The organism is Plantactinospora sp. BC1 (assembly GCF_003030345.1).
Classification (GTDB): Bacteria; Actinomycetota; Actinomycetes; order Mycobacteriales; family Micromonosporaceae; genus Plantactinospora.
Window position 1 is genome coordinate 465,627 of record NZ_CP028158.1, and the last position, 20,936, is coordinate 486,562.

General features: G+C 71.8%; 15 protein-coding genes. 9 read left to right on the plus strand and 6 right to left on the minus strand.

The features are described 5' to 3' along the window. Nucleotides 1-59 precede the first annotated feature (59 nt). Nucleotides 60-1,262, plus strand: a complete 1,203-nt coding sequence (locus tag C6361_RS01790; protein ID WP_107266539.1) for an acetyl-CoA carboxylase biotin carboxylase subunit family protein — start codon at nucleotides 60-62, stop codon at nucleotides 1,260-1,262. Nucleotides 1,263-1,358: 96 nt separating this feature from the next. Here C6361_RS01790 and C6361_RS01795 read toward each other — a convergent pair whose 3' ends face one another. The 6 genes from C6361_RS01795 to C6361_RS01830 form a co-directional block, all read right to left on the minus strand. Continuing rightward, a complete protein-coding gene (locus C6361_RS01795) occupies nucleotides 1,359-2,594 on the minus strand; it encodes an MFS transporter (RefSeq protein ID WP_159079130.1) in 1,236 nt (411 codons plus the stop codon). A 47-nt stretch (nucleotides 2,595-2,641) separates the two neighbouring features. Continuing rightward, nucleotides 2,642-3,679, minus strand: coding sequence for a helix-turn-helix domain-containing protein (locus C6361_RS01800; RefSeq protein WP_107266541.1), 1,038 nt, complete (start codon nucleotides 3,677-3,679; stop codon nucleotides 2,642-2,644). A 540-nt stretch (nucleotides 3,680-4,219) separates the two neighbouring features. After that, nucleotides 4,220-5,524, minus strand: a complete 1,305-nt coding sequence (locus C6361_RS01810) for an amidohydrolase family protein (protein ID WP_107266542.1) — start codon at nucleotides 5,522-5,524, stop codon at nucleotides 4,220-4,222. Further along, on the minus strand, nucleotides 5,521-6,414 hold the full coding sequence (locus C6361_RS01815) for a TauD/TfdA family dioxygenase (protein ID WP_159079131.1): 894 nt from the start codon (nucleotides 6,412-6,414) through the stop codon (nucleotides 5,521-5,523). The genes C6361_RS01810 and C6361_RS01815 overlap by 4 nt, the downstream gene beginning before the upstream one ends. Before the next feature lie 87 nt (nucleotides 6,415-6,501). Further along, the gene (locus tag C6361_RS01820; RefSeq protein ID WP_159079132.1) at nucleotides 6,502-7,425 is read right to left on the minus strand and encodes a hypothetical protein; all 924 of its coding nucleotides are present in this window, start codon (nucleotides 7,423-7,425) and stop codon (nucleotides 6,502-6,504) included. Then, complete coding sequence (locus tag C6361_RS01830; protein WP_107266546.1) at nucleotides 7,412-9,283, minus strand: hypothetical protein; 1,872 nt, start codon at nucleotides 9,281-9,283, stop codon at nucleotides 7,412-7,414. The genes C6361_RS01820 and C6361_RS01830 overlap by 14 nt, the downstream gene beginning before the upstream one ends. 426 nt (nucleotides 9,284-9,709) lie before the next feature. Here C6361_RS01830 and C6361_RS01835 point away from each other — a divergent pair, with 426 nt between their 5' ends. The 8 genes from C6361_RS01835 to C6361_RS01870 all read left to right on the plus strand — a co-directional run bounded on the left by C6361_RS01835 (nucleotide 9,710) and on the right by C6361_RS01870 (nucleotide 20,936). Further along, nucleotides 9,710-10,963 carry an MFS transporter gene (locus tag C6361_RS01835; RefSeq protein WP_159079133.1) on the plus strand — a complete coding sequence of 418 codons (1,254 nt, stop codon included), beginning with the start codon at nucleotides 9,710-9,712 and terminating at the stop codon, nucleotides 10,961-10,963. 634 nt (nucleotides 10,964-11,597) lie between these two features. After that, entirely contained in the window at nucleotides 11,598-14,897 is a 3,300-nt protein-coding gene (locus tag C6361_RS01840) for a BTAD domain-containing putative transcriptional regulator (protein WP_159079134.1), read from the plus strand. 221 nt (nucleotides 14,898-15,118) lie between these two features. Next, a complete protein-coding gene (locus C6361_RS01845) occupies nucleotides 15,119-15,949 on the plus strand; it encodes a ferric iron reductase (RefSeq protein WP_107266548.1) in 831 nt (276 codons plus the stop codon). 32 nt (nucleotides 15,950-15,981) lie between these two features. After that, a complete protein-coding gene (locus C6361_RS01850; RefSeq protein WP_159079135.1) occupies nucleotides 15,982-16,515 on the plus strand; it encodes a hypothetical protein in 534 nt (177 codons plus the stop codon). Nucleotides 16,516-16,641: 126 nt separating this feature from the next. Then, on the plus strand, nucleotides 16,642-17,613 hold the full coding sequence (locus tag C6361_RS01855; RefSeq protein ID WP_199853201.1) for a TauD/TfdA family dioxygenase: 972 nt from the start codon (nucleotides 16,642-16,644) through the stop codon (nucleotides 17,611-17,613). 38 nt (nucleotides 17,614-17,651) lie between these two features. Continuing rightward, nucleotides 17,652-18,416: a TSUP family transporter gene (locus C6361_RS01860; protein WP_107259426.1), complete on the plus strand. Its 765-nt coding sequence runs from the start codon at nucleotides 17,652-17,654 to the stop codon at nucleotides 18,414-18,416. A gap of 123 nt (nucleotides 18,417-18,539) precedes the next feature. Next, a complete protein-coding gene (locus tag C6361_RS01865) occupies nucleotides 18,540-19,847 on the plus strand; it encodes a diaminopimelate decarboxylase (RefSeq protein WP_107266550.1) in 1,308 nt (435 codons plus the stop codon). 66 nt (nucleotides 19,848-19,913) lie between these two features. Then, the gene (locus C6361_RS01870; RefSeq protein WP_107266551.1) at nucleotides 19,914-20,936 is read left to right on the plus strand and encodes a fatty acid desaturase; all 1,023 of its coding nucleotides are present in this window, start codon (nucleotides 19,914-19,916) and stop codon (nucleotides 20,934-20,936) included.

Consider the following 20,936-nt stretch of genomic DNA (forward strand, 5'->3'; position numbering starts at 1 on the left):
GACCGCCCCTCGCGGGGCCGTCCAACGATCCGAACGACACGCTCGGCCGAGGGGGATGTGTGGAACGTATCGCGGTGGTCTACGACGTGGGTGCTGCCACCCCGACCGAGATCCTGGGCAGTCTCGACGGCTTGGCGGAGCCGGTCTTCGTGCTGCCCGACTCCGAGCAGGGCAGTGAACTTGCCGAGCTGATCTCCGACTTCGCCGCGGTGACGACCTTCGACACCGTTCTCGACCACCGGCCGCGCGGCGTGCTCACCTTCAGCGACTACCAGCTGGAGCCGGCCGCGAATCTCGCCGAACGACTCGGCGTGCCATTCCACTCCCCGGAGGCCGCGCTCAACATCACCAGGAAGTTCCGGCAGCGGTCGATCCTCAACGAACGCGGGGTGGACCCCACCCCCACCACCCTGCTCACCAGCCTGGCGGCGGCGGCCGCAGTCGCCGGCCAGATCCCGCTTCCCGCCGTGCTGAAACCGAACCGGGGGTTCGGTGGCACGAACACCTATCTCGTCGAGTCGACGGAAGAACTGTTGACGCTCGCGGAGAGGCTGTTCGGCGCCGAGGAGGTCGCCCCGGACGACGGGTACGTCGCCGAGGGCCTGATCGCCGGCGTCGATGTCGCGCCTCCCTGGGGAAACTATGTCTCGGTGGAGTCCATGGTTCGGGGCGGCGAGATCAGCCACATCGGGATAACCGGAAAGCTGGCGCTGACGCCTCCCTTCCGGGAACAGGGCAGTTACCTGCCGGCCCGCACGGACGCGTTCGACGCGGACGCCGTACTCGCGCTGACCACGAACGCACTCACCGCACTCGGAGTCGGCGACTCGATCTGTCACACCGAGGTCAAGCTGACTCCGGACGGTCCCCGGATCATCGAGGTGAACGGCCGCCTCGGCCATCCCATCTACGACCTGTTCAAGCGGGCACACCGCGTCGACCTGATTCGGGTGGCGGCCCAGTTGGCGCTGGGGGAGCGGCCGGCGATCCGGCTCCACCCCAGCCGGGACGTCGTGTACCACTACTTCGGTTTGCCGCCGGTGGGCGCGTGGAAGCTGTCGGAGATCTCCGGGCTCGGGCAGTTGCGTGCGCGCGGCGAGGTGGAGCAGGTGTCGCTGCTCATCAAACCTCCGTCGTCACTCGATTGGCGACGCGGCTTCCAGGAGCGGATCTACACCTGCATCGGTCGTACCGACAACCACGCGGCGCTGGCGGATTTCGCCAGCCGGATCGACGACATCCTCGGCATCCGCTACCTGTAGATCACCGGCTCGCCGCTCGTGCGCGGATCGCTGCGGCCGGACGGCTCGGCTCCGGGGGAGGAGGCGGCGGCGGACATCGGGCGCCCGCGCCGCCGCTCAGGTGGCGAGGTCCCTGGCCAGGTACCCCGGAAGTCGGAGCAGTGCGAGCGCGACCAGGCCGGCGATGACGGCGGCTCCCGGATAGAGGTACAGCGACAGCCCGGCGCTCGCCGCCACGGCACCGCCCAGCCACCCGCCGACTGCCGCACCGAGGAAGGCGACTCCCCGGGACACTCCGGAGATCCGCCCGATCGCTTCCGCTCCGGCGACCTGCTGCCGCATCGCCCGCCAGCCGACGTTGAACACCGTGGCGCCGCAGGTCTCCAGGGCGAGCGCGCCGATCACCCAGCTGATGTGGGCGGGCCTTGCCATCAGCAGGCAGGCGACCATCGAGAGCAGCAGACCGATCGCGAGCGTGCCGGGATAGCCCAGCCGGCGCTGGAGGCGGGGCAGCGCCGCCACGACCAGCGAGAAGATCGCCGTCCCCGTCATGATCAATCCGACCGTCGGCGCCGGCACGTCGAACCGGTCGCGGAGCTGGAAGATCGCCACGATGTGCAGCGCTCCGACACAGACGTTCGTCGTCGTGCTCAGAAGCATGCCGAGCCGGATCGAGCGGGTCCGGAACGCCAGCCCGATTCCCTCGCCGATCTCGCGGAGCAGGTTGCGGGTCGTCGCCGGGCGCCGGGGCGCCGCCCGGGGCGCCAGTGGCGGCAGCGAGAGGAGCAGCAGCCCGGCGACCAGGAAACTGGCCGCGTCGAAGACGATCGCGCCGACCCCCGGGCCCAGGGTGACCAGCAGGCCGGCGAGGCCGGGCCCGACCACCGCGCAGACGATGCGGCTGACCTCCAGCCGGGAGTTGGCGCTGACCAGCCGCTCCGCCGGGACGATCCGCGGAATGCACGACTCGTACCCGGGCAGCAGGGCGGCGAGCAGACACGCCAGGAGCAGCGCGCTCACGGCGAGCGTCACGGGCCCGGCAGCACCGAAGTGCAGCATGGCCGCCAACACCAGCAGTGCCGCCGTCGCCGCCGCGGAGAGCGTGGCGAGCAGCCGGCGCTGGTCGAAGCGGTCCGCGAGCGCGCCGCCGAGGATGCCCAGGGCGATGTGCGGCACCATCGTCATGCCGAATGCGATCGACATGGCGCCGGCGGAGCGGGTGGTGGCGTACACGATCAGCGGCAGCGCGACGATGAACACCTCGTCGCCGAGCTGGCTGACCGTCTGCGCGGTCCAGAAGCGGATGAAGGTCCGGCCGGAAGGGAGCTTTCGGCCGGACTCTTCGTGAGTCACCACCGCATCGGTCGTCGGCGACATGGTTCCCTCTCCCGGGCAGGGTGCTACAGGCTGAAGTAGTCGACCTTCACCCGGGGGATGTAGTTCGAGATGTCCGAGTAGTACTGCACGATCTGGTCGTGGAACTGGTCGTACGAGTGCTTCAGGTCGTGCAGGTTGTTGACCACGACGTGTGCCTGCCTGCCGGGGATGTCGCCCAGGATCCGCGTGGCCTGACCGATCAGGCTGGCGTGCTCCGCCTGCACGTCGATGCCCATGTGCCGGATGACCGGGTCGACCGAGTCCTCGGGGAAGCCGGCCGCCACCGCCGCGCGGCGCATGCTCGCCGCCCCACCCTCGAAGTCGTCCGCCCGGGCCTCGAAGAGCGAGGTGCAGGCGATGTAGGAGAGGGTGTCCTGGCGGGCGATCTCGCACAGGTTGTTGACCAGCGACCAGGTGCCGATGATCGGGTGCGCGGACCTGACCTGCTCCTCGGGGACGCCCATCTGGACGAGACTGCCCAGCAGCATGCCGGCGTGGTTCCACTCGTCCACGAAGTACTCCGACAGCAGCGGCACCAGGCGCTCGTCCCGGCAGTGGGCGATCGCGGTGCTGATGTGCTTCGGCGCCGACTTGACGTAGTGGTAGGTCTCCAGGATCAGGCCGAGGAAGACCTCCGGCCGCAGGTCGCCGTGCTCAAGGTCGGCGAAGAGGTGGTGGAACCCGATCTGCCGGGCCCACATCTCGCAGCTCGCGTCGATCTGTGCGGCGAACACGTCGCCGGGAATATATTCGGTCGGGGTCTCCCGGCGCAGCAGACCGGCCTCGTGCAACGTGCTCACGATCTGTCGTACGGACGCCTCGTCGACGCCCGACAGTTTGGCGATCTCCGGAATGGTGTGCCGCCCGTCGAGATACCGCTTGACGGTCAGCAGCGCCGTACGGGTCCCCTCTTCCTCGCTGATCTCGAAGTGTTCCCGTCCGACGATCATCAGCATGGGCTGGTCGCTGGAGAGTTCACGGAATGTGCAGTGGCGCAGCCGAGGATAGTCCAACTCGGCCAGCGGGTCGATTATGTCGGGCTGGGGAATGACTGCGGTCATGGCGGTCTCCTTCTTCGTCGGTTCAGCAGGGTCTGCACGGGTCGGTGGGCCGCCGAAAAGCGAGCCCACCGACCCGTCCTGGCCTCAGCCGCAGCGGACGACCGCCGACAGCTTGGACTCCTGCTTGGGAGCCGCGACCTTCTTAAGGGAGATCTTCACCGACATGATGTGACACCTCCTTCTCCTGGACGAAGGGTCGGGGAGGTTCGGGTCCGATTCGGCTGATCCCCGATTGGCGCCGACTGAGGTGAGTCAAGCATGTCAATAGTGGGTAACGCAAGGGCAAATTTTTTGGACGGAGTCGCGCATGATATTGCCGCATTATTAATCCACAATGTGTCCGGGATTTCGTCCGGGATCACGCCACGCAAGCCGATCTCCACACACGTGGAATCCAGCATGAATTCGGCGCCGACCCCGCATACGAACAGGGGTCGGACACCGTGCCGGGCGGCCTCTCCGGCAGTTCGGGAATCAGCGGCGCACAACGCTTCCGCGCCTGCCGGATTTCTCCGTCCGGGGGCCGGGTGCCGGCCCTGGCTATGCCGTCGGCCGGCCCGGGGCGGAGAGCAGCGCGGCCACCCCGGGCAGCATCCGGGCGGCCGCGTCGCGGTACAACTCGGTCAGGACGTCGTCAGGCAGGTCGAGGCCGTACAGCGGGCCCGGGTCGACCGGGTCCAGCGGGGCGAACGCGTCGTCGTCGGTCTCCAGCACCCGGAACTGTTCCCGGTAGGTACCGGCGTCCTGGGCGCGGTCGCCGCCGAAGAGCACCCGACCGGCGAACTCCCGGAGGAAGCGCGCGGCGTGCCGCGGCTGCCGGGCCAGGACCCGATGCCGGGCGCCGAGCTCCACGTACAGGTTGGGATGCCGGCGCAGCGACGCGGCCAGCACGTCGAGCCGTTCGCCGTACCCGTCGAGATGGGCGGCGACGAGGCGCAGCCGGGGGAACCGGGTCAACACCCGGTCCCGCCGGGCGTGGACCTCCTGCTGGGACAGTCCGCCGGGGCGGCGACGCGACCACGGCGCCCGGTAGAGCCGCCGCAGCGCCTCGTTCCGGGCGTCCCACGGCCGGTACGTGGCGATGTCGTCGCCGCAGTGCACGATCACCGGTACACCCAGCTCGGCCGCCGCCGCCCAGAACGGGTCCAGCCGCAGGTCGTCGAGGTGGATCGGGTCCGCTGGCACCGGACCCACCCCGTGGTCGTCGACCCCGAAGCCCTTGTCGTGTGCCTCGTTCACCAGGACCGCACCGTGCCGCGTCACGTCCTCGTGGAGCCGTTCCGCGAGCAGGGCACCGCCGTTCGTCCGCCGGACCAGGGACCAGTCGACGGTGGCCGCGGCGAGGAACCGGCCCGGCGCCGCGGCGACGAATCGGCGTGCGGTATCCGCGGTGGTGTCCCCGCGGTCGGCGAAGCCGCCGGTGATCGCGACGGCGACGTTGACCGAGTTCATCAGGCGGACCCGCTCGGCCGCGTCCGCGTCGCCGAGCCCGAGGTGCGCGTGCACGTCGACCACCGGGAACCGGGCCGCCACCGGCTCGGAGCCGGGCACCTCCAGCAGCGGTTCGGGCCGGTAGTCGAAGATCGACACATCCGGCGGCGGGTCGAAGACCATGAGCCAGGCCCGCCCGTCGCCGGGAATCTCGATCTCCACCGAGCCGTCCTGCCAGCTCAGATGGCGCTTGCGCACCAGATCGGTCAGGCGCGTGTGCCGGTAGCCGGGCGCCTCCAGGGTGGCTGTGGCGCCGGCCTCGCCGTACACCGAGACGAGTCGGCTGTGCTCGTCGTACGGCTGCGTCTCGACCCGGCATCCGGCCGCCCGGAACACCGGCTTCTCCGCGCTCATACCGGCACCACCGGCCCCTCGGACATCCGGACTCGCAGCAGGTGACGCTCCGGATCCGCGAAGTGCTCCCGGGCGTGCACGGTCCGGTGGTTGTCCACGAGGAGCACCTCGTCGGCGGCGAGTCGGATCCGGGTGCGGTGGCTGTCCGCGCCGAGCCGCCGGGCGAACGCGTCGACCGCCTCCGTCACCGGGTGCGTCGGGCCCAGCCCGGCCCGCCGCAACCCCTCGGCGATCAGGTCCTCGCGGTACCGCACCAGCGGCTGGCCGGGACCGCCGAGCACCCGGACCGGCAGCAGCGTCCGGCCGTTCCACAACGGAACGTCGGTGCCGCGCAGCAGCTCCACCGCCGCCCGGGCACCGGGTTCGGCCGCCATCGCCTCGACCACCCGGCGCGCGTCGACCAGGACACTCGCCCCGCCGTCGCTGGCCGGCCGGACGCACCACAGCCCGAACCAGCGCTCGGGAGCGGGCGCGAACGTGGCGTCGGTGTGCAGGCACGCCTCGCCGGACGAGATGGAGACGTTCGCGGCCTGCTGTGCCGCCGGCAGGTCCGGCCGGGGCCGGACGTCCCACACCAGCAGGTTGGTGGTCTCGCCCACCGGGCTGGGCCGGCCGAAGAGCGCGCTCACCGCGACGACCGCCGCGTCCCGCTGGACGTCGGGGAAGGCGGCGAGCCCGGGTACCCCGACGAGCGCGTAACCGTCGTCGGTGAGGCGCTGGCGTATCCGGAGTACCGCGGCCGGCAGGCCGGGCACCTGCGCCAGCGCCGCGCGAGCCAGCCGTTCCTGCACGTCGGGACGGTGCAGGCGCCTGCCGCCGACCTCCGGCCACCCGGCCACCGCGTCCACGAGCGACTGTAGCGACAGGGAGAGTCCCTGCGTGACCGTCATGATCTGCTCCTCGCTGCGGGTGCGGCGTTCGGTATGTCGGTCGGTGGGTGCCGCGCCGTGCCGCACCCGGGCCAGGCGGCGCGGCGGTCAGACCAGAAAGTCGCCCGGCCAGCCGCCGATCGGATCCCGGGCGAAGCCGACCAGGGTGCCGACCACCCCGTCGACGTCGCACGGCAGGCAGGTGTAGCCGTGCTGGGCCAGCGGCGGCTCGCCGAGGTCGCCACTGAGCCGGTACACCGCGGAGGGGTGCGGTGGCGCCGAGGCGTCGGCCGCCGACCCGTCCAGGGCGGGCCCGTGGAGGTCGCCGACGCGGACGCCGCCGAGCCGGGTGCAGCTCTCCGGGTGGTCGTGCCCCCGCAGCACCTCGGCGGTGCGGCGCAGCCGGGCCGGGTCGGTGCCGACCAGGACGACGCAGTCGCCGGTGGCGGCCAGCACCCGGGCGGTCGTGACGGCGCGCACCTTCGCCACCGTGGCTACCCGCCCGGTGAGTACCACCAGGTCGTCCGGGCCGCAGCCGGCCACCGCCGCGCTGGCCGGCTCGTCGCCGGCGGTCAGGCCGGGCAGCTCCAGCAGCTCGGCGACGGTCGCGGTGCAGCGCCGCAGCACCGTCCGGTCGACGTCGTGGCCGTGCACCCGGACCGGCCGGCCGCAGAGCGCGAACGGCAGGGCCCGGCGGATGACGTGCACCGCGTGGCCGTGCCGGGGCAGCAGGGCGACCACCGTACCGTCGCCGGACCAGGCGGCGCCGGGGAGCGCTCCGGCGTCCGGCGCCGCCCCGGCGAGTGCGCGTCGGGCCGCCCAGCTCAGGGTCAGCGCCAGTTCCCGGGCGAGCACCGAGTCCCATGCCCCGGCCGGGATCCGTGGGTCGCGAAGCCCGGCCGCCGCCCCGGCGGGCACCCCGTCCCGCACCAGCGCGCGCAGCCGGCGGAGTGCGGCCGGGACCGGGCGGTGGCGTAGCGCCACCGCCCGGCCCACCTCGAAGCCCTCCGGCGACCGGTCAGGCGGTGACATGCCAACCGACGCGCTGGAGTACGGCCGCGTCACCATGCCGGTAGTGGCACCGTATCCCGTCGAGGAAGCTCCACGTCAGCTGCGGGACGAGCGCGGCGGCGGCGACCGTCTCGGCGTCGACGGTGTGCCGCTCGGCGAGCAGGCGCAGCAGCGTACGGGTGTCGTCGCCGTGCCCCAGCCGGGTGTCCTCGTCGTCGTGCCGGCGCATGGCCGACACCAGCCGCTCGCTCTCCGGCAGCTCCCGGGCCATCGTCTGGTAGAACCGCTCGTGCCGCTCGTGCACGCCGTTGTCGCCGGCGGAGAGCGACAGTTGCAGGTACGCCAGCGCCAGCACGTACGCCTTCCAGTTGCGCTGACCCAGTTCCCGCAGCGTGCCGATGAACGCCACCGTCGTCGGCAGCGGTCGGGCCGAGGCCACCGGCAGCGTGGCGTACCGGCCGCCCTGGGCCGCGTCGATGCCCCGCCGGAACATCTTGCCGTGGTTGAACTCCTCGATGAGGTGCTGCACCAGCTCGTTGCGGATCAGCGGGTCGGGGCAGGTGGAGATCGCGGCGCCGGCGTGCTGCCAGATGCCGGAGACGTAGTGGTAGTTCTCCGCCATCCAGCCGTAGACCAGGGGGTACGTGGGCCGCTCGGTCAGCTCACGCCACAGCTCGTGTCCATCGATGGCGCCGAGCCAGCTCTCCACCAGCTTCTCCAGGTCCAGCGCGGACCCGTTGCCGATCCAGCCGTTGCCGGCCCGACTGACGAAGTCGCGGGCCGCCACGGCCGGCGTGGTGCCGGATTCCGTGGTGCCGGGCTTCGTGGTCGTACCGCCCGGCCGGTCCGCCGCCTTCCCGCCGAAGGCGTACGCCAGCGCCAGCGACTGCCGCACCCCTGCGGCGCTGCTCTGCGGCCCGTGGGCGAAGGACTGGTACACCTCGGCGGGCCAGACCGGTAGGCCGTCCACCTCGCCGGCGTACACCCGGACGGTGGCGTCGGCGGGGAGGGTGAGGGCGGGCAGCGCGGCGACGACGTCGCCGGAGAGGCCGGTCTCGAACGTGTCCAGCCACCGCACGATCATCTCGGCGACCAGGGTGACGGAGTTGAGCCAGTCGGCGAGTTCCTCGACCGGGACGACCTTCGCCGCGTGCAGCGCCTTGCGCCAGTTCGACCCGTGGCCGAGACCGAGGTCCGTCTCCACGTGCTCGAAGATGGCGCGTACGGCCTCGTCGCTGAGCAGTCCCTCCGCGACGAGCATCTGGTGCCAGCCGGTGACCGCCGCGTTGTCCCCGGCGGTGTACTCCAGCAGGCCCGAGCAGATGCCGGCCGCCAACGGGCTGTATGCCGCCACCGTGCGCATCAGGTGGACCCACTCGACGGTCACCGGCGACGGCCGGGCTTCCCGGAGCAGTTCGCGGGGCACGCCGAGCGCGGCGAGCCCGTTCTCGAAGTACGTGTCGTGGTTGGCCTCCTCGACCACGTGGTGCGCCTGGAGCCGCACGAGGTCGCTCGGGCGCAGCGCGTCGGTGACGCCGCTGGCCATCCGGAACGGCGCCGCGGCCAGGTAGTGCCGCGACTCGATCAGGTACGCGAAGAGCGCGTGCCGGGCGGCGCCGTCGCGGAAGCGCTGCCAGACGGGGTGCCCGTAGACATACTCCAGACACGCCTGGTATTGAGCTTCGACGATGGGCTCGACTTCGGCGGCAGGCAGGCAACGGTCGGCCGGACCGAGCCCGAGTGGCCGGGCGGCCCGGGCGAACACCTCGGTGGACGCCTGAGCCAGCGACAACTCGACCCGGTCGAGCAGCAGCACGCGAGACTCGCTCCGAGCGCGTCCGGCGGCGAGGAAGGGCACGGTTCGACGAAGGCGGCTCATGGCATCCTCCAACTAGTGCGTGTGGTCGGTGATGTGCTCATCGGGTGGGACGACCGGGGCCGCGGACCACGGCCCCGGCCGTCGGGCGGTGGTTACTCCACCACCGCGGCGCGCAGGGCGGCCGCCGCCTCCTCGGCGCGCTCGGCAACCTCGGCGAGCTCCTGGAGCTCCTCAACGGTGAGCTGCTGGTCCATGTCGTACACCTCCTTCGAATTCGATGGGGGTCTGGATGACTCAGTGAACGGGATTCTTCACCCCGGGCCACCGGTGTTGTCAATATTGACCGCAAAAGATTCCGGCTGGCAAGAGAAAAGCGTGAGGAGACGGTGTGACGAACTTCACTTGACGGGCCGTTTATGATCGACGACGTTCGTTGAACAATGGCCTGGTCCGGCCGAATGAGCTATCTGGGTTGGGAGTTGTCAGGTGCAATTACAAGGCACGAAGAGTTGGCGCTTCCGGCTGCTTTGGTCGGGCCAGAGCGTGTCGGTGATCGGCGACGGCGCCGCAGCGCTCGCGATCCCGTTGTTGGTGCTGACCGTGACCGGTTCGGCGGTCGCCACCGCGCTGGCCGCAGCGGCACGCACCATCGCCTACCTGCTGTTCGGCCTCACCGCGGGCACCTTCGTGGATCGCTGGGACGTGCGGCGTACGATGATTTTCTGTGATGTCGTCCGAGCCGTCACCTTCCTTGTTCTGCCGATTGTCGCCACATTCAACGGCGGTATATGGATAGTTCCGCTGGCCGTTGCCGCCGCCTCGGCCGGCATATTCTTCGAAACCGCGCTCGCGGTCGCGGTGCAGGACAGTATCGCGCCGGAGCAGCTGACCGGAGCGAACGCGAAACTGGAATTCAGCAATCAGGTCGGGCTGCTGCTGGGGCCGGCCTCAATCGGCGTGGCGATCGCCACCATCGGTGTCGAAAAATGCCTCTGGCTGAATGCCGCGACGTTTGCGGTGTCCGTGGTGACCCTGGTTCCGCTGCGATTCCGGGACCGCCCGCCGGGGGAGCGGGAGACCGGCCGGCTCGGTGAGCGGCTGGCCGGGATCTGGCGGGAGACCAGGGCCGGTCTGCGCTACATCTGGGCCAACTCCCTCCTGGTCCGGCTGGTGTCGCTGCAAGCGGTGATCAACTTCGTGATCGCCGCCGAGACGCTGGTGGTCTTCCACGCCGACCGGGGGCTGCACGCCACGTCGATCTGGACCGGCGTGGTACTCGCGGCCGCCGGCCTGGGCGGCATCGTGGCCACCGGGCTCGCCGCCTGGTTCGCCGACCGCTTCTCCGCGCAGGCCCTGATCGCCTGGTCGGTGATCGCGCTGGGTGGTTCCCTGCTCGCGCTGGCGGGCTCGGCCAACCCGCTCCAGTTGGCGATCTCGAACGGGCTCCTCGGTGCGCTGTCGGTCTTCGCCTCGGTGCACATCCGCACGCTCCGGCAGCGCATCGTGCCGCGCGAGGTGCTGGGCCGGGTCACCGCGACCGCGCGGACGCTGGCCTTCGCCGCCAACCCGGTCGGTGCGGCGCTGTTCGGGCTGGTCGCGCAGGCGGCCGGCGGCAACGCCCGGTGGAGTTTCCTCGCCGCGACGGTGTTGAGCGTGGCGAGCGCGGCGGTGGCGTACCGAGGACTCCTCCGGCCGGCTCGTGAGTCTGCGGTCTCGCCGGTGCCCGGCGACGGCGAGTGATCGTGAGCGAGGCGGTTGGTCGAGAGTGTCCAGACGATCTGCATCGTTCCTCCTCAGCGCGCCTGACCCGCCGGACTACCTGCTCGTGATGCGACCGGGGCGACGGTATGCGCCCCGGTTATGCCGCTGATTTGCCGGCGATTTCCCGCCCGCCGTCGACCGTCCTTTAGTGATGCAGATCACACTACGATCAGTAGTGGGGCTCCGGGGGCGCGGGTGCGGCGGTGGGCGGTCGGGCACCCGGGCCCGCCTGGGGATGCCCGCGTAGTGACTCGGCGTCACCGGCTCGGCCTTTCCGGGTGGCGCAGTGTTGCCGACGGCTCTCGCAGCGTGCAACTATCGGTCCCGGCCAATGGCGGCACAGAGCCGAGAGTTGTAGCGATCGGCGGTGCTGCAGACGTGCCGCTTCGACGCGTACGGCAGCCGGACCCGGGTGAGGGTCTCACCGTTGTCTGGTCCTGCTGTCCGCGACTCCCGGTCCACAGTCGCCATTGGTACCGACAGCGGGGCGCAACGGGGGGATTTGCCAACCATGGGTCAGTCTGTCCAATTTCGAATACTCGGTCCTCTGGAAGTGGCCGTCGGCGGCAGACAGATCGCCGTCCCGCTCGGCCGGCAGCAGATCACCATGGCGATGCTGCTGCTTCACCCAGGCCAGGTGACCCCCGCCGACCGGATCGCCGAGGCGGTGTGGGAGGACCGGATGCCGGCCACCCCGGCGAACCAGATCGCGATCTGCATCCACGCGCTCCGCCGCAAGTTCAGCGCGGCCGGCGCCGACGAAAAGATCATCACCACTCGGGCCCCGGGCTACCTGCTGCGGCCGGCGCCCGGCAGCATCGACACCCACGTGGTGGAGGAGCATGCCGCCGCCGCCCGGAAAGCGCTCGCCGACGGTGCCGTGGAGGTGGCGGCGGAGCGGCTCCGGGCCGCACTCGCCGTCTGGCGTGGCCGCTGTCTGGCCGGCATCACCAGCCGCGTGCTACAACCCGAGATCATCAAGTGGGAGGAGCGCCGGCTCGCGCTGACCGAGGAGTACTTCCAGGCGGAGTTGCAGCTCGGACACCACGTCGACATCATCAGCCAGCTCCAGGCGTTCGTCGCCGAGCACCCGCTACGGGAAAAGGCGCGGGTCCGGCTGATGGTCGCGCTGTACCGGGCCGGGCGGCAGGCCGACGCGCTGAACGCGTTCCACGACGCCCGCCGGGTGCTCAAGGACGAACTGGGGCTGGACCCGGGTGCGGCACTCCAGGCGACGCACCGGGCGATCCTGCGCGGCGAGCTGTCGCCACCGGCCGGTGGACCGGGCCCGGAGATGGCCGACGAGGCACCGGAGCCGGCCAGGTCCGCCTCGGCGGCGGGGCGGACCGGTGGGGTGCGCGGCCCCGCCGCCGGGACCGGTGCCGGTGCGGCGACGCACCGGGTACCGACGGCGGACGAGCACGCCGACGACCTCCCGGCCGGAGGCGGCGAGCCCGTCCGGCGACCCGCGCCGGCTGCTCCGGACCTCGCCCCGGGCGGCGGTCCGGAGGCGCTCCCCGGCGGCGTCGAACCGGGCCGGTTGCTGGGTCCCGTCGCGATCCCGGACGTCCGCCCCGGATCGGCCGAACCGGTACGCCCGGAGACGGCCAGGGCCGGGCGGCACCCGGACATCCGGCCCCGGATGCTGCCCGCGGACATCGCCGACCTGACCGGCCGGCACGGCGAGGCGGAGGAGCTGGAACGGGCACTGACCCCCGACGACCGCGCCGTCCTGCCCATCGCGCTCGTCGCCGGCCGGGGCGGCGTCGGCAAGACGACGATCGCGATCCACGTGGCGCACCGGCTGAGCCCGGTCTTCCCCGACGGGCAGCTCTACGTCGACCTGCGCGGCGCCCACCAGCCCGCCGCCGACCCGCTGGAGGTGATCACCCGGTTCCTCCGGGAGTTGGGCGCCGACACCTCGACGATCCCGGACGGCCTGGAAGCGCGGGCCGCGCTCTACCGGAGCCTGCTCGCCGACCGGCGAGTGCTGCTGGTGCTCGACAACGCCGCGGACGAACGGCAGATCGAGCCGCTGCTGCCCGGCTCGCCGGGTTGCGCCGTCCTGATCACCAGCCGGTACCGTCTCACCTGCCTGGCCGGGGTGCGCCTGGTCGACCTGGCGGCGTTGGAGAGCGATCAGGCGATCCAGCTGCTGACCTGGATCGTGGGCGCGTCCCGGGTCGAGGTCGAGCCCCGGGCGGCCGAGGACCTCGCCCGGTTCTGCGGCGGGCTGCCACTGGCGGTACGGGTGATCGGCGCCCGCCTGGCGGCGAAGCCGCACTGGTCCCTGGCGCAGATGGTCACCCGGCTGGCCGACGAGAGCCGGCGGCTCGACGAGCTGGCGCACGGTTCGCTGGAGGTACGGGCCAGCCTGGCCCTGTCCTACCAGGCACTCGAACCGGCGGCGCGGCTGCTCTTCCGCCGGCTCGCCCTGCTCGACGTCGTGGACTTCGCGGCGTGGGTCGCCGCGCCGCTGCTGGAGTCGAGCATGCAGGAGGCGGAGGACCTGCTCGAACGGCTGGTCGACGCCCGCCTCGTCGACGTCTTCTGCCGGGACGCCACCGGCAACCTCCGGTACGGCTTCCACGACCTGGTCCGGCTCTACGCCCGGGAGCGCGTCGAGGAGGCGGAGTCCGCCGAGGAACGGACCGCGGCGGTCGGGCGGGTGTGCAGCGCGCTGCTGCACCTGACCGAGCAGGCGCATCGGCGGGTCTACGGCGGCGACTACGTCGTCGTGCACGGGCCGGCGCCGCGCTGGCGGCTGGACGAGCGGACGGTGCAGCGCCTCACCGAGGCCCCGCTGGCCTGGTACGACGCCGAGCGCCGGACGATCGTCTCCGCGGTCCGGCAGACGGCAGCGGCCGGGATGTCGGCGCTCTGCTGGGACCTCGCCGGCACCGCCCTGTCGATGTTCGGCGTGCGTAGCCACTACGACGAGTGGCGCGAGACGCACGAGGTCTCGCTCTTCGCGGCCCGCGCCGCGAACGACCGCTGCGGCGAGGCGGTACTCCTCACCGGGCTCGGCGACCTGTACGTGGTCCAGCAGCGCTACGAGCAGGCCGCCGAACGTCTCGGCGGCGCGCTGGAGATCTTCGACGAGATCGGCAACTGGCACGGGTACGGGCTCGCGCTGCGCAAGGTCGCGTACATCGACAGCGTCTACGGCCGTACCGACGAGGCCCTGCGCCGGTACGAGACGGCGTGCCGGCTGCTCCGCGAGGCCGGCGACCGGGGCGCACAGGCGCACGTGCTGCGCTGGACCAGTCAGATATACCTGGAGCGGGGCCAGCCGGAACGGGCTCGCCCGTACATGGAGGAGGCGCTCGCCGTCGCCGAGGGGAGCAACGGCCGGGCGCGGGCGCAGTCGCTCTACCTCTTCGGTGAACTGCACCTGGCAACGGGTGACCTGGAGACCGCGGACAAGACCTTCGACGAGGTACTGGCGCTGGTGCACCAGATCGGCGACCCGCGCGGACAGGCACACGCGCTGTACGGCAAGGGCCGGGTGAGCCTGAAGTTGGGCTTCCACCGGATCGCCGACAGCACGTTCCGGCAGGCGCTCGCGATCGCCCGGGAGGTGCCGGACCGGCTGGTCGAGGTGCAGACCCTGATCGCCCTGGGCGAGCTGCACACGATGAAGGGGGAGACCACCAGGGCGATCGGGCTGCTCACCGACGCGGTACGGGCCGCGCAGGAGATCCACTCGCTGGTCTGGTTGGCCCGGGGCCTCACCGCGCTCGCCGAGGTGCACTTCTCGGCCGGCGCGGAGTCGCTGGCCGAGCAGTGTCTGGCCGAGGCGGCTCGGCTCCGGGCGGAGTTCGGGGTCACCCGTGCCCGCACCGGGCCGCCGGCCGGCCGGGCACCGCTACGGATGGTCGTCGCCGGCCGGTCCGCCGGCAACGTGTCGTAGCGACGCCGGCTGCCGGCCGGCCTGGAACGCGCCGGGCGGCGGCGCCCGGTGGTGCCCGGCCGGCCGGGGCGTGCCGGGCGGGTACGCCGTCGCCGGGGCCGGTGTGGAGCCGCGGCGGCGCCCTGCCGAGGCGACGAAATCGACGGCAAATCGGCGCCGGTTAGCGTCCGGTGGAGCGGTGGCTCGACCGGGGCGATCGCGCCCTCACGGGAGGTGTTGGCATGGCACCGTCGGTTGTGGCGGACAAGCCGGCGACCGCCGGTGTCCTGGCCCCGACGATCCGGCTGATGCCGAGGCTGCACGGCCGCACCGGGCCGGAACAGGTGGCGATCGCCGAGCCGCTCGTCGTCACCGACGTCGCCGGCTGGCTACCCGCGGTGGGTCTGGTCGCCGGCGCCGGCCTGGAGCGGCTGCTCTCCGGCAAGGTACGTACGCTGCGGGTCCCCCTGCACGTGTCGGCGGTGCTGACCTGGAAGGCGTACACCTACTGGCTGACCCTGCCCGCGGTGGCCGGTTACCTGTCGTCGCGACGGGTGCCGGTGCTCTCCGCCGGCAACATGCTGGTCCGGGTGTCGCGCCGGGAGCCGTGGGTCGTCCTCGGCATGCGCAACCCGCTGGTGACCGTGCTCGCCACGGACCCGAGCGCCGGTGCCGGGGCGACGAGGGTGGTACCCGACGAGGCGGTGCTGCTGCGCACCATGCGGGAGGCGATCGTCGAACGGCACCTGCGCCCGCTGGCGCTGGCCGTCTGCGACCTCACCCGGATCGGCGAGCGGCCGCTCTGGGGTGGCCTGGCGAACGCGGTGGCCCGGCACGTGCAGCGCGCGCCCGGCCTTGCCGGTGAGGAGGCGCTCGCCACCGCCGGCACGCTGCTGCGCGCCCTCGGGGTGGAGGACCTGGTCCGGCTGGACCTGACCGGGACCGGCGCGCTGCGGGTACGCCGACGGACCTGCTGCATGGCGTTCACCGTGTCCGGGCTGGATCCGTGTGAGAGCTGCGCGTTGCGCTGGTCGCGGAGCGTCCAGCGGCCGCTCGACAGCCTGGGCGGATAGCCGCGGCCCGGACGGACAGCGAGGAGGTACTGATGTCAACGGCTGATGTTCCGCTGGCCCAACCCCGGCACGCCCTGCCGGAGGTGGTCGCCGCGCTGCGCGCGCTGCCCCCGAACTCCCGCCAGACCATCGTGGCGTACCTGTCCGACGGCGACTACCGGTTCGACGTCACGCTCGGCGTGGACAGCGCGGTGGTACGCGTCCACGCCACGCTCCGGGAGGACTGGGCCGCGGGTGGCACCTGGTGGACCAGCCGGGTCGTACGGGTGCGTGGCGCCTCGGCGGGCGACCTTGGGCACCGGGTCGGCGCTCAGGTCGCCGCCGAGGTGACGGCCCTGCGCGGGCGGTTCGCCCGGCTGCTGCGCGAGCACCGCGCCGAGGCGGCCGAGCCGCAGCGCGCCGAGGCGATCGAGTCGCACCGCGCCGGGGCGCCTGAGTCGCACCGCAACCAGCCGACCGGTCCGGGCCGGGTCGGCGCCGGCCGGACCGCCGCCGGGCAGGGCGGTGTGCCGCGGGCCGGGGAGCACGCCCCGGACCGGTCGGGGCATGCCCTCACCTGGGGGTAAATCAACCCGAAATCGGGATCACATCCGCCCGCCATACGTTCGGCGCGCTGGACCGCTTCGACCAGGAGTGGTCTCCCTGTGCGGTACGTGAATCGGGAGGATCCGATGCTACTGACGGCTGGCTCCGTGAGCGAATACATCGTGGAGGTCGAGGAGCGGGGCAGGATCTGGGACCTCGCCCAGGGAGTTGCGGTCGATCCGCTGCTGCACGAGGAACGGGTCCGGCGTTGCGCGGCCCAACTCCCGACCGGGCTGCGCAACGCCCTGGCGGAGTTCGGCGCCGGCGCCTCGGCCTCGGGCTTCCTGCTCATCCGGGGCCTGGAGATCGGTGAGTTGCCGCCGACGCCCGACGGGCACCAGGCGACGCCGCTGACGGCGCACGGCACGACCGGACTGCTCGCGATGGTGGCCGACGCGCTCGGCCGGCTGGTCGGGTACGCGGACGAGAAGAACGGCGCGCTCGTGCACGAGGTGCACCCGGTGCGCAACGAGGAGCACCGGATCGAGAACAGTGGTGCGGTCGCCTTCGACTTCCACACCGAGAACGTGCACCACCCGCTGCGCCCCGACTTCCTCGGCCTGCTCTGCCTGCGCCAGGACCACGAGGGCGTGGCGGCGACCCGGGTCGCCTCGGTGCGCGAGGCGTACCGGTTGCTGACCGAGGAGCAGATCGCGACGCTGCGGCGGTGCGAGTACACCAGTCTGTACCCGACGTCGTTCAGCCGGAACACGCCGGACCGGCCGCGCGCCGAGTCGGGGCCGCACCCGGTGCTCTTCGGCGGCGGGGACTCGTTGTTCATGCGGTACAACTCGCACAACACCCGGGCGACGAGCACCGCCGGCCGGCACGCCCTCGACGCCCTGGCCGTGGCGCTGGAGGAGGTCGCCCGCGACCTCGTCCTCGCGCCCGGTGAGATGGTGGTCCTCGACAACCACGTCGCCGCGCACGGTCGGTCGGCGTTCCGTCCCCGGTACGACGGTGCCGACCGGTGGCTGCGACGCTTCTACTCGCTGCGGGCGGTGCCGCGGTGGGCGGAGCAGATGAGCACCCATGCCCGGGTGCTGCCGTCGATGGACGCCATCGCCGGCGTGCTCTGAGCGCGCAGCGCGACACGAGCCGAACCAGAGGTGGACGAATGGACTTCGCGGACCTGGCCCTGCTGCTTCTGGTGGCGGCCGCGGCCGGCTGGGTGGACGCCGTCGTCGGGGGCGGCGGACTGCTCCAGATCCCCGCCCTGATGCTGGCGATGCCGAACCTGCCGGTGGCGGCGGCCCTCGGCACGAACAAGCTGGCCGCGATCACCGGTACGACCACGGCGGCGATCACCTTCGCGCGCCGTACCAAGCTCGACTGGCGCTTCCTGTCCGGGGCGGCGGGGCTGGCGGTCGTCTGCTCCGGACTCGGCGCGCTGTCGGCCTCCGAGGTGCCGGTCGGCTACTTCCGGCCGGTCGTGATGGTGATGCTGCTACTGGTGGCGGTCTTCGTGGTTACCCGACCCCAGTTCGGCACGGTGCAGCAGGACGCCGTGGTGACCCGGATGCGGCGGCTGGCCGCGCTGCTCCTGGCCGGGGTCGTCATCGGCTTCTACGACGGGGTGCTCGGGCCCGGCACCGGAACGTTCCTCATCTTCGCCTTCATCGGCCTGCTCCAGCAGGACTTCGTGCACGGCTCCGCGATGGCGAAGGTGGTCAACGCGGGGACGAACCTCGGTGCCCTGCTGGTCTTCGCGGCGCAGGGCCACGTGGTCTGGCTGGTGGGCCTGGCCATGGCGGTGCTGAACATCCTCGGCGCGCGGCTCGGCGCGGCCACCGCGCTCAAGCGCGGCTCCGGCTTCGTCCGGGTGGTTCTCCTGGTGGTGGTGACGGCCATGGTCGGCAAACTCGCGCTCGACCAGTGGTAGGGCCGGCTCGCCGCTGCCGGAACATCACCGCGAAATAGCCGCCAAATCCGTCTTCCCTACCGTCCGTATCACTCCGGACAAACGTCGCCGGCCGTGAACCGGCGGGTCAGGAAGGGACCGGTTGTGAGTGATCCACGGCATGCCGTCAGCGACCCCATCGAGCAGCTCAAGTTCCTCCGCGTCGAGGAGGTCCGCGACATCGCGGAGAGGTACGGAACGCCCGTCTTCGTCTACGACGAAGGCTCCATGGTCGCCGCGGCCCGGGGCCTGGCCGCACTCTCCAGTCCGTACGGCCTCACCGTCCGCTACTCGGTCAAGTCCTGCCCGACCCGGGCGGTGATCCGGATCTTCGACCGGCTCGGGCTCGACTTCGACACCAGCTCGGTCTGGGAGGCGCTCCGGGTGGTCGGTGCCGGCGTCCCGGCGGAGCGGATTCTGCTCACCGCCCAGGAGGCGGTCTTCGACGACCGCCTGCGGGGCCTGATCGAGGCCGGCCTCCGGTTCGACGCCGGCTCGCTGCGCCAGCTCGACCAGTACGGCCAGGCGTTCCCCGGCGGCGCCGTCTCGGTCCGGCTGAACCCGGGTTTCGGCTCCGGGCTGGTCAACCGGCTGACCAGCGGCGGCCCCAACTCCAGCTTCGGCATCTGGCACGAGGATCTGGGCGAGGTCAAGCGGCTGGTCGAGAGGCACAGCCTGCGCCTGGTGCGGCTGCACTCCCACATCGGGTCCGGGCACCACTGGGACGTGCTGATCAACGCCGCCCGCGCGCTGCTCGCCGCCGCCCGGCAGTTCCCGGACGTCGAGGTGATCGACCTCGGCGGGGGATACCGGGTCAAGAGCCTGCTCGGCGACCCGGAGTACGACCACCGGGAGTGGGCCGAGGTGCTCGGCGCCGACCTGCGGGCGTTCGCCGAGGAGACCGGCCGGCGGCTGCGGGTCGAGCTGGAGCCGGGTACGGCGATCATGGCCAACTCCGGCTCGCTGGTGACCCGCGTCGTCGACGTGGTCTCCACCGGCGCCGACGGGCACCGCTTCGTGAAGACCGATGGCGGCCTGACCGAGATCGTCCGCCCGTCCTACTACGGCGCGGTGCACCCGCTCGTCTCGGTGCCGGCCTCCGGCCCACTCCGCGACGACCGCGAGCGGTACTGCGTCGTCGGCCACTGCTGCATCGCCGGTGACCTGCTCACGCCCGCTCCCGGCTCGGTCGAGGAACTGGCGCCGGTGCCGCTGGCGCGGACCCAGCCCGGCGACCTGCTGGTCGTCGAGCGGGCCGGCGGCTACGCCTCCAGCATGTCGATGAAGAACTTCAACTCGTTCCCCGAGGCGCCCGAGGTGCTGCGGCGCACCGACGGCTCGGTCCACCTGATCCGGGAGCGCCAGACCCTGGACCAGATCATCGCGAACGAACGTGTCCCCGCCGGCCTCTGAGTATCCCGATGGCGGCGTGCGGCCACGATCTGGCGCTCCCGCCGACACACGCGGCAAGGAGATGCAATGACTGTCACCAGCACCATCCCGCTGCGGGACGACCAACTGGAGCGGCTCGACGCCGCGGAGAACGCGCTGCTGGCCCCGGTCCGGGGCGAGGACGCCCGGCGGGCGCTGTCCCGGGAGTACTTCGTCAAGAAGCCGGGACGGTTCGTCACGAAGTTCGTCTTCGCCTTCGCGTTGATCGTGGCCGGTTGGGTCGCGGTCGCGCTCGTCCAGCACTGGGCCGTCACCGTGGCGGCGGTCCTCGTGCTCGGCCTGATGTACGCGCACCTCGTCGAACTCCAGCACGAGTGCCTGCACGAGCACGCCTTCCAGCGGCGGATCTGGAACCGGATCTGCGGCGTGCTCTGCGGTCTGTTCATGCTCAGCTCGTTCTGGCACTACAAGCACGACCACCTGCGCCACCACGCCTTCCTCGGCACCCCGCAGAACCAGGAGTTCTTCAACTACCGCTTCCGCAACCTCGACCGCTGGTACGGGCTCGGCTTCGCACTGGCGGCGCTGCACCCCGGGCGGTACTGGACCACGCTGCGGGACATCGTCCGCTCCTGCCTCGGCCGGCCGATCCCCGGCATCGACCGGGCCCGTGACCTGCGCCGGATCCAGTACGAGTACCGGCTGATGGCGGTGCTGCTGGTCGCCGCGGTCGTCGCCACGGTGGTCACCGGCAGCCCGTACCTGCTGCTGGTCTGGCTGTTGCCGGCCATGCTGGTGGCGGAGCCGGCGCACTATCTGATCGAGATGCCGGAGCACTTCGGGCTGAACACCCAGTCCGACGACAACGTGCTGACCAACACCCGCACCATCAGGGCCTCGAAGTTCGCGCAGTGGTACACGAACTACAACAACCTGCACACGGCACACCACTATCACCAGGGGGTGCCGATGGCGCAGGCGCCGTCGCTGCACGCGCTCATCGAGCCACGGGTGGTGCCCGTCGAATCGTCGTACTGGCACTTCTACCGGCTGGTGATCACGGGCCGGATCACCAGCGTCCGCGCGGACGAGACCTGTATGACCCGCTGA

Coding starts and splice junctions, on each gene's coding strand:
- C6361_RS01800 (WP_107266541.1), bottom strand. CDS start 3,679: ATGACCGCAGTCATTCCCCAGCCCGACATAATCGACCCGCTGGCCGAG.
- C6361_RS01810 (WP_107266542.1), bottom strand. CDS start 5,524: ATGAGCGCGGAGAAGCCGGTGTTCCGGGCGGCCGGATGCCGGGTCGAG.
- C6361_RS01815 (WP_159079131.1), bottom strand. CDS start 6,414: ATGACGGTCACGCAGGGACTCTCCCTGTCGCTACAGTCGCTCGTGGAC.
- C6361_RS01820 (WP_159079132.1), bottom strand. CDS start 7,425: ATGTCACCGCCTGACCGGTCGCCGGAGGGCTTCGAGGTGGGCCGGGCG.
- C6361_RS01830 (WP_107266546.1), bottom strand. CDS start 9,283: ATGAGCCGCCTTCGTCGAACCGTGCCCTTCCTCGCCGCCGGACGCGCT.
- C6361_RS01840 (WP_159079134.1), top strand. CDS start 11,598: ATGCTGCTGCTTCACCCAGGCCAGGTGACCCCCGCCGACCGGATCGCC.
- C6361_RS01845 (WP_107266548.1), top strand. CDS start 15,119: ATGGCACCGTCGGTTGTGGCGGACAAGCCGGCGACCGCCGGTGTCCTG.
- C6361_RS01850 (WP_159079135.1), top strand. CDS start 15,982: ATGTCAACGGCTGATGTTCCGCTGGCCCAACCCCGGCACGCCCTGCCG.
- C6361_RS01860 (WP_107259426.1), top strand. CDS start 17,652: ATGGACTTCGCGGACCTGGCCCTGCTGCTTCTGGTGGCGGCCGCGGCC.
- C6361_RS01870 (WP_107266551.1), top strand. CDS start 19,914: ATGACTGTCACCAGCACCATCCCGCTGCGGGACGACCAACTGGAGCGG.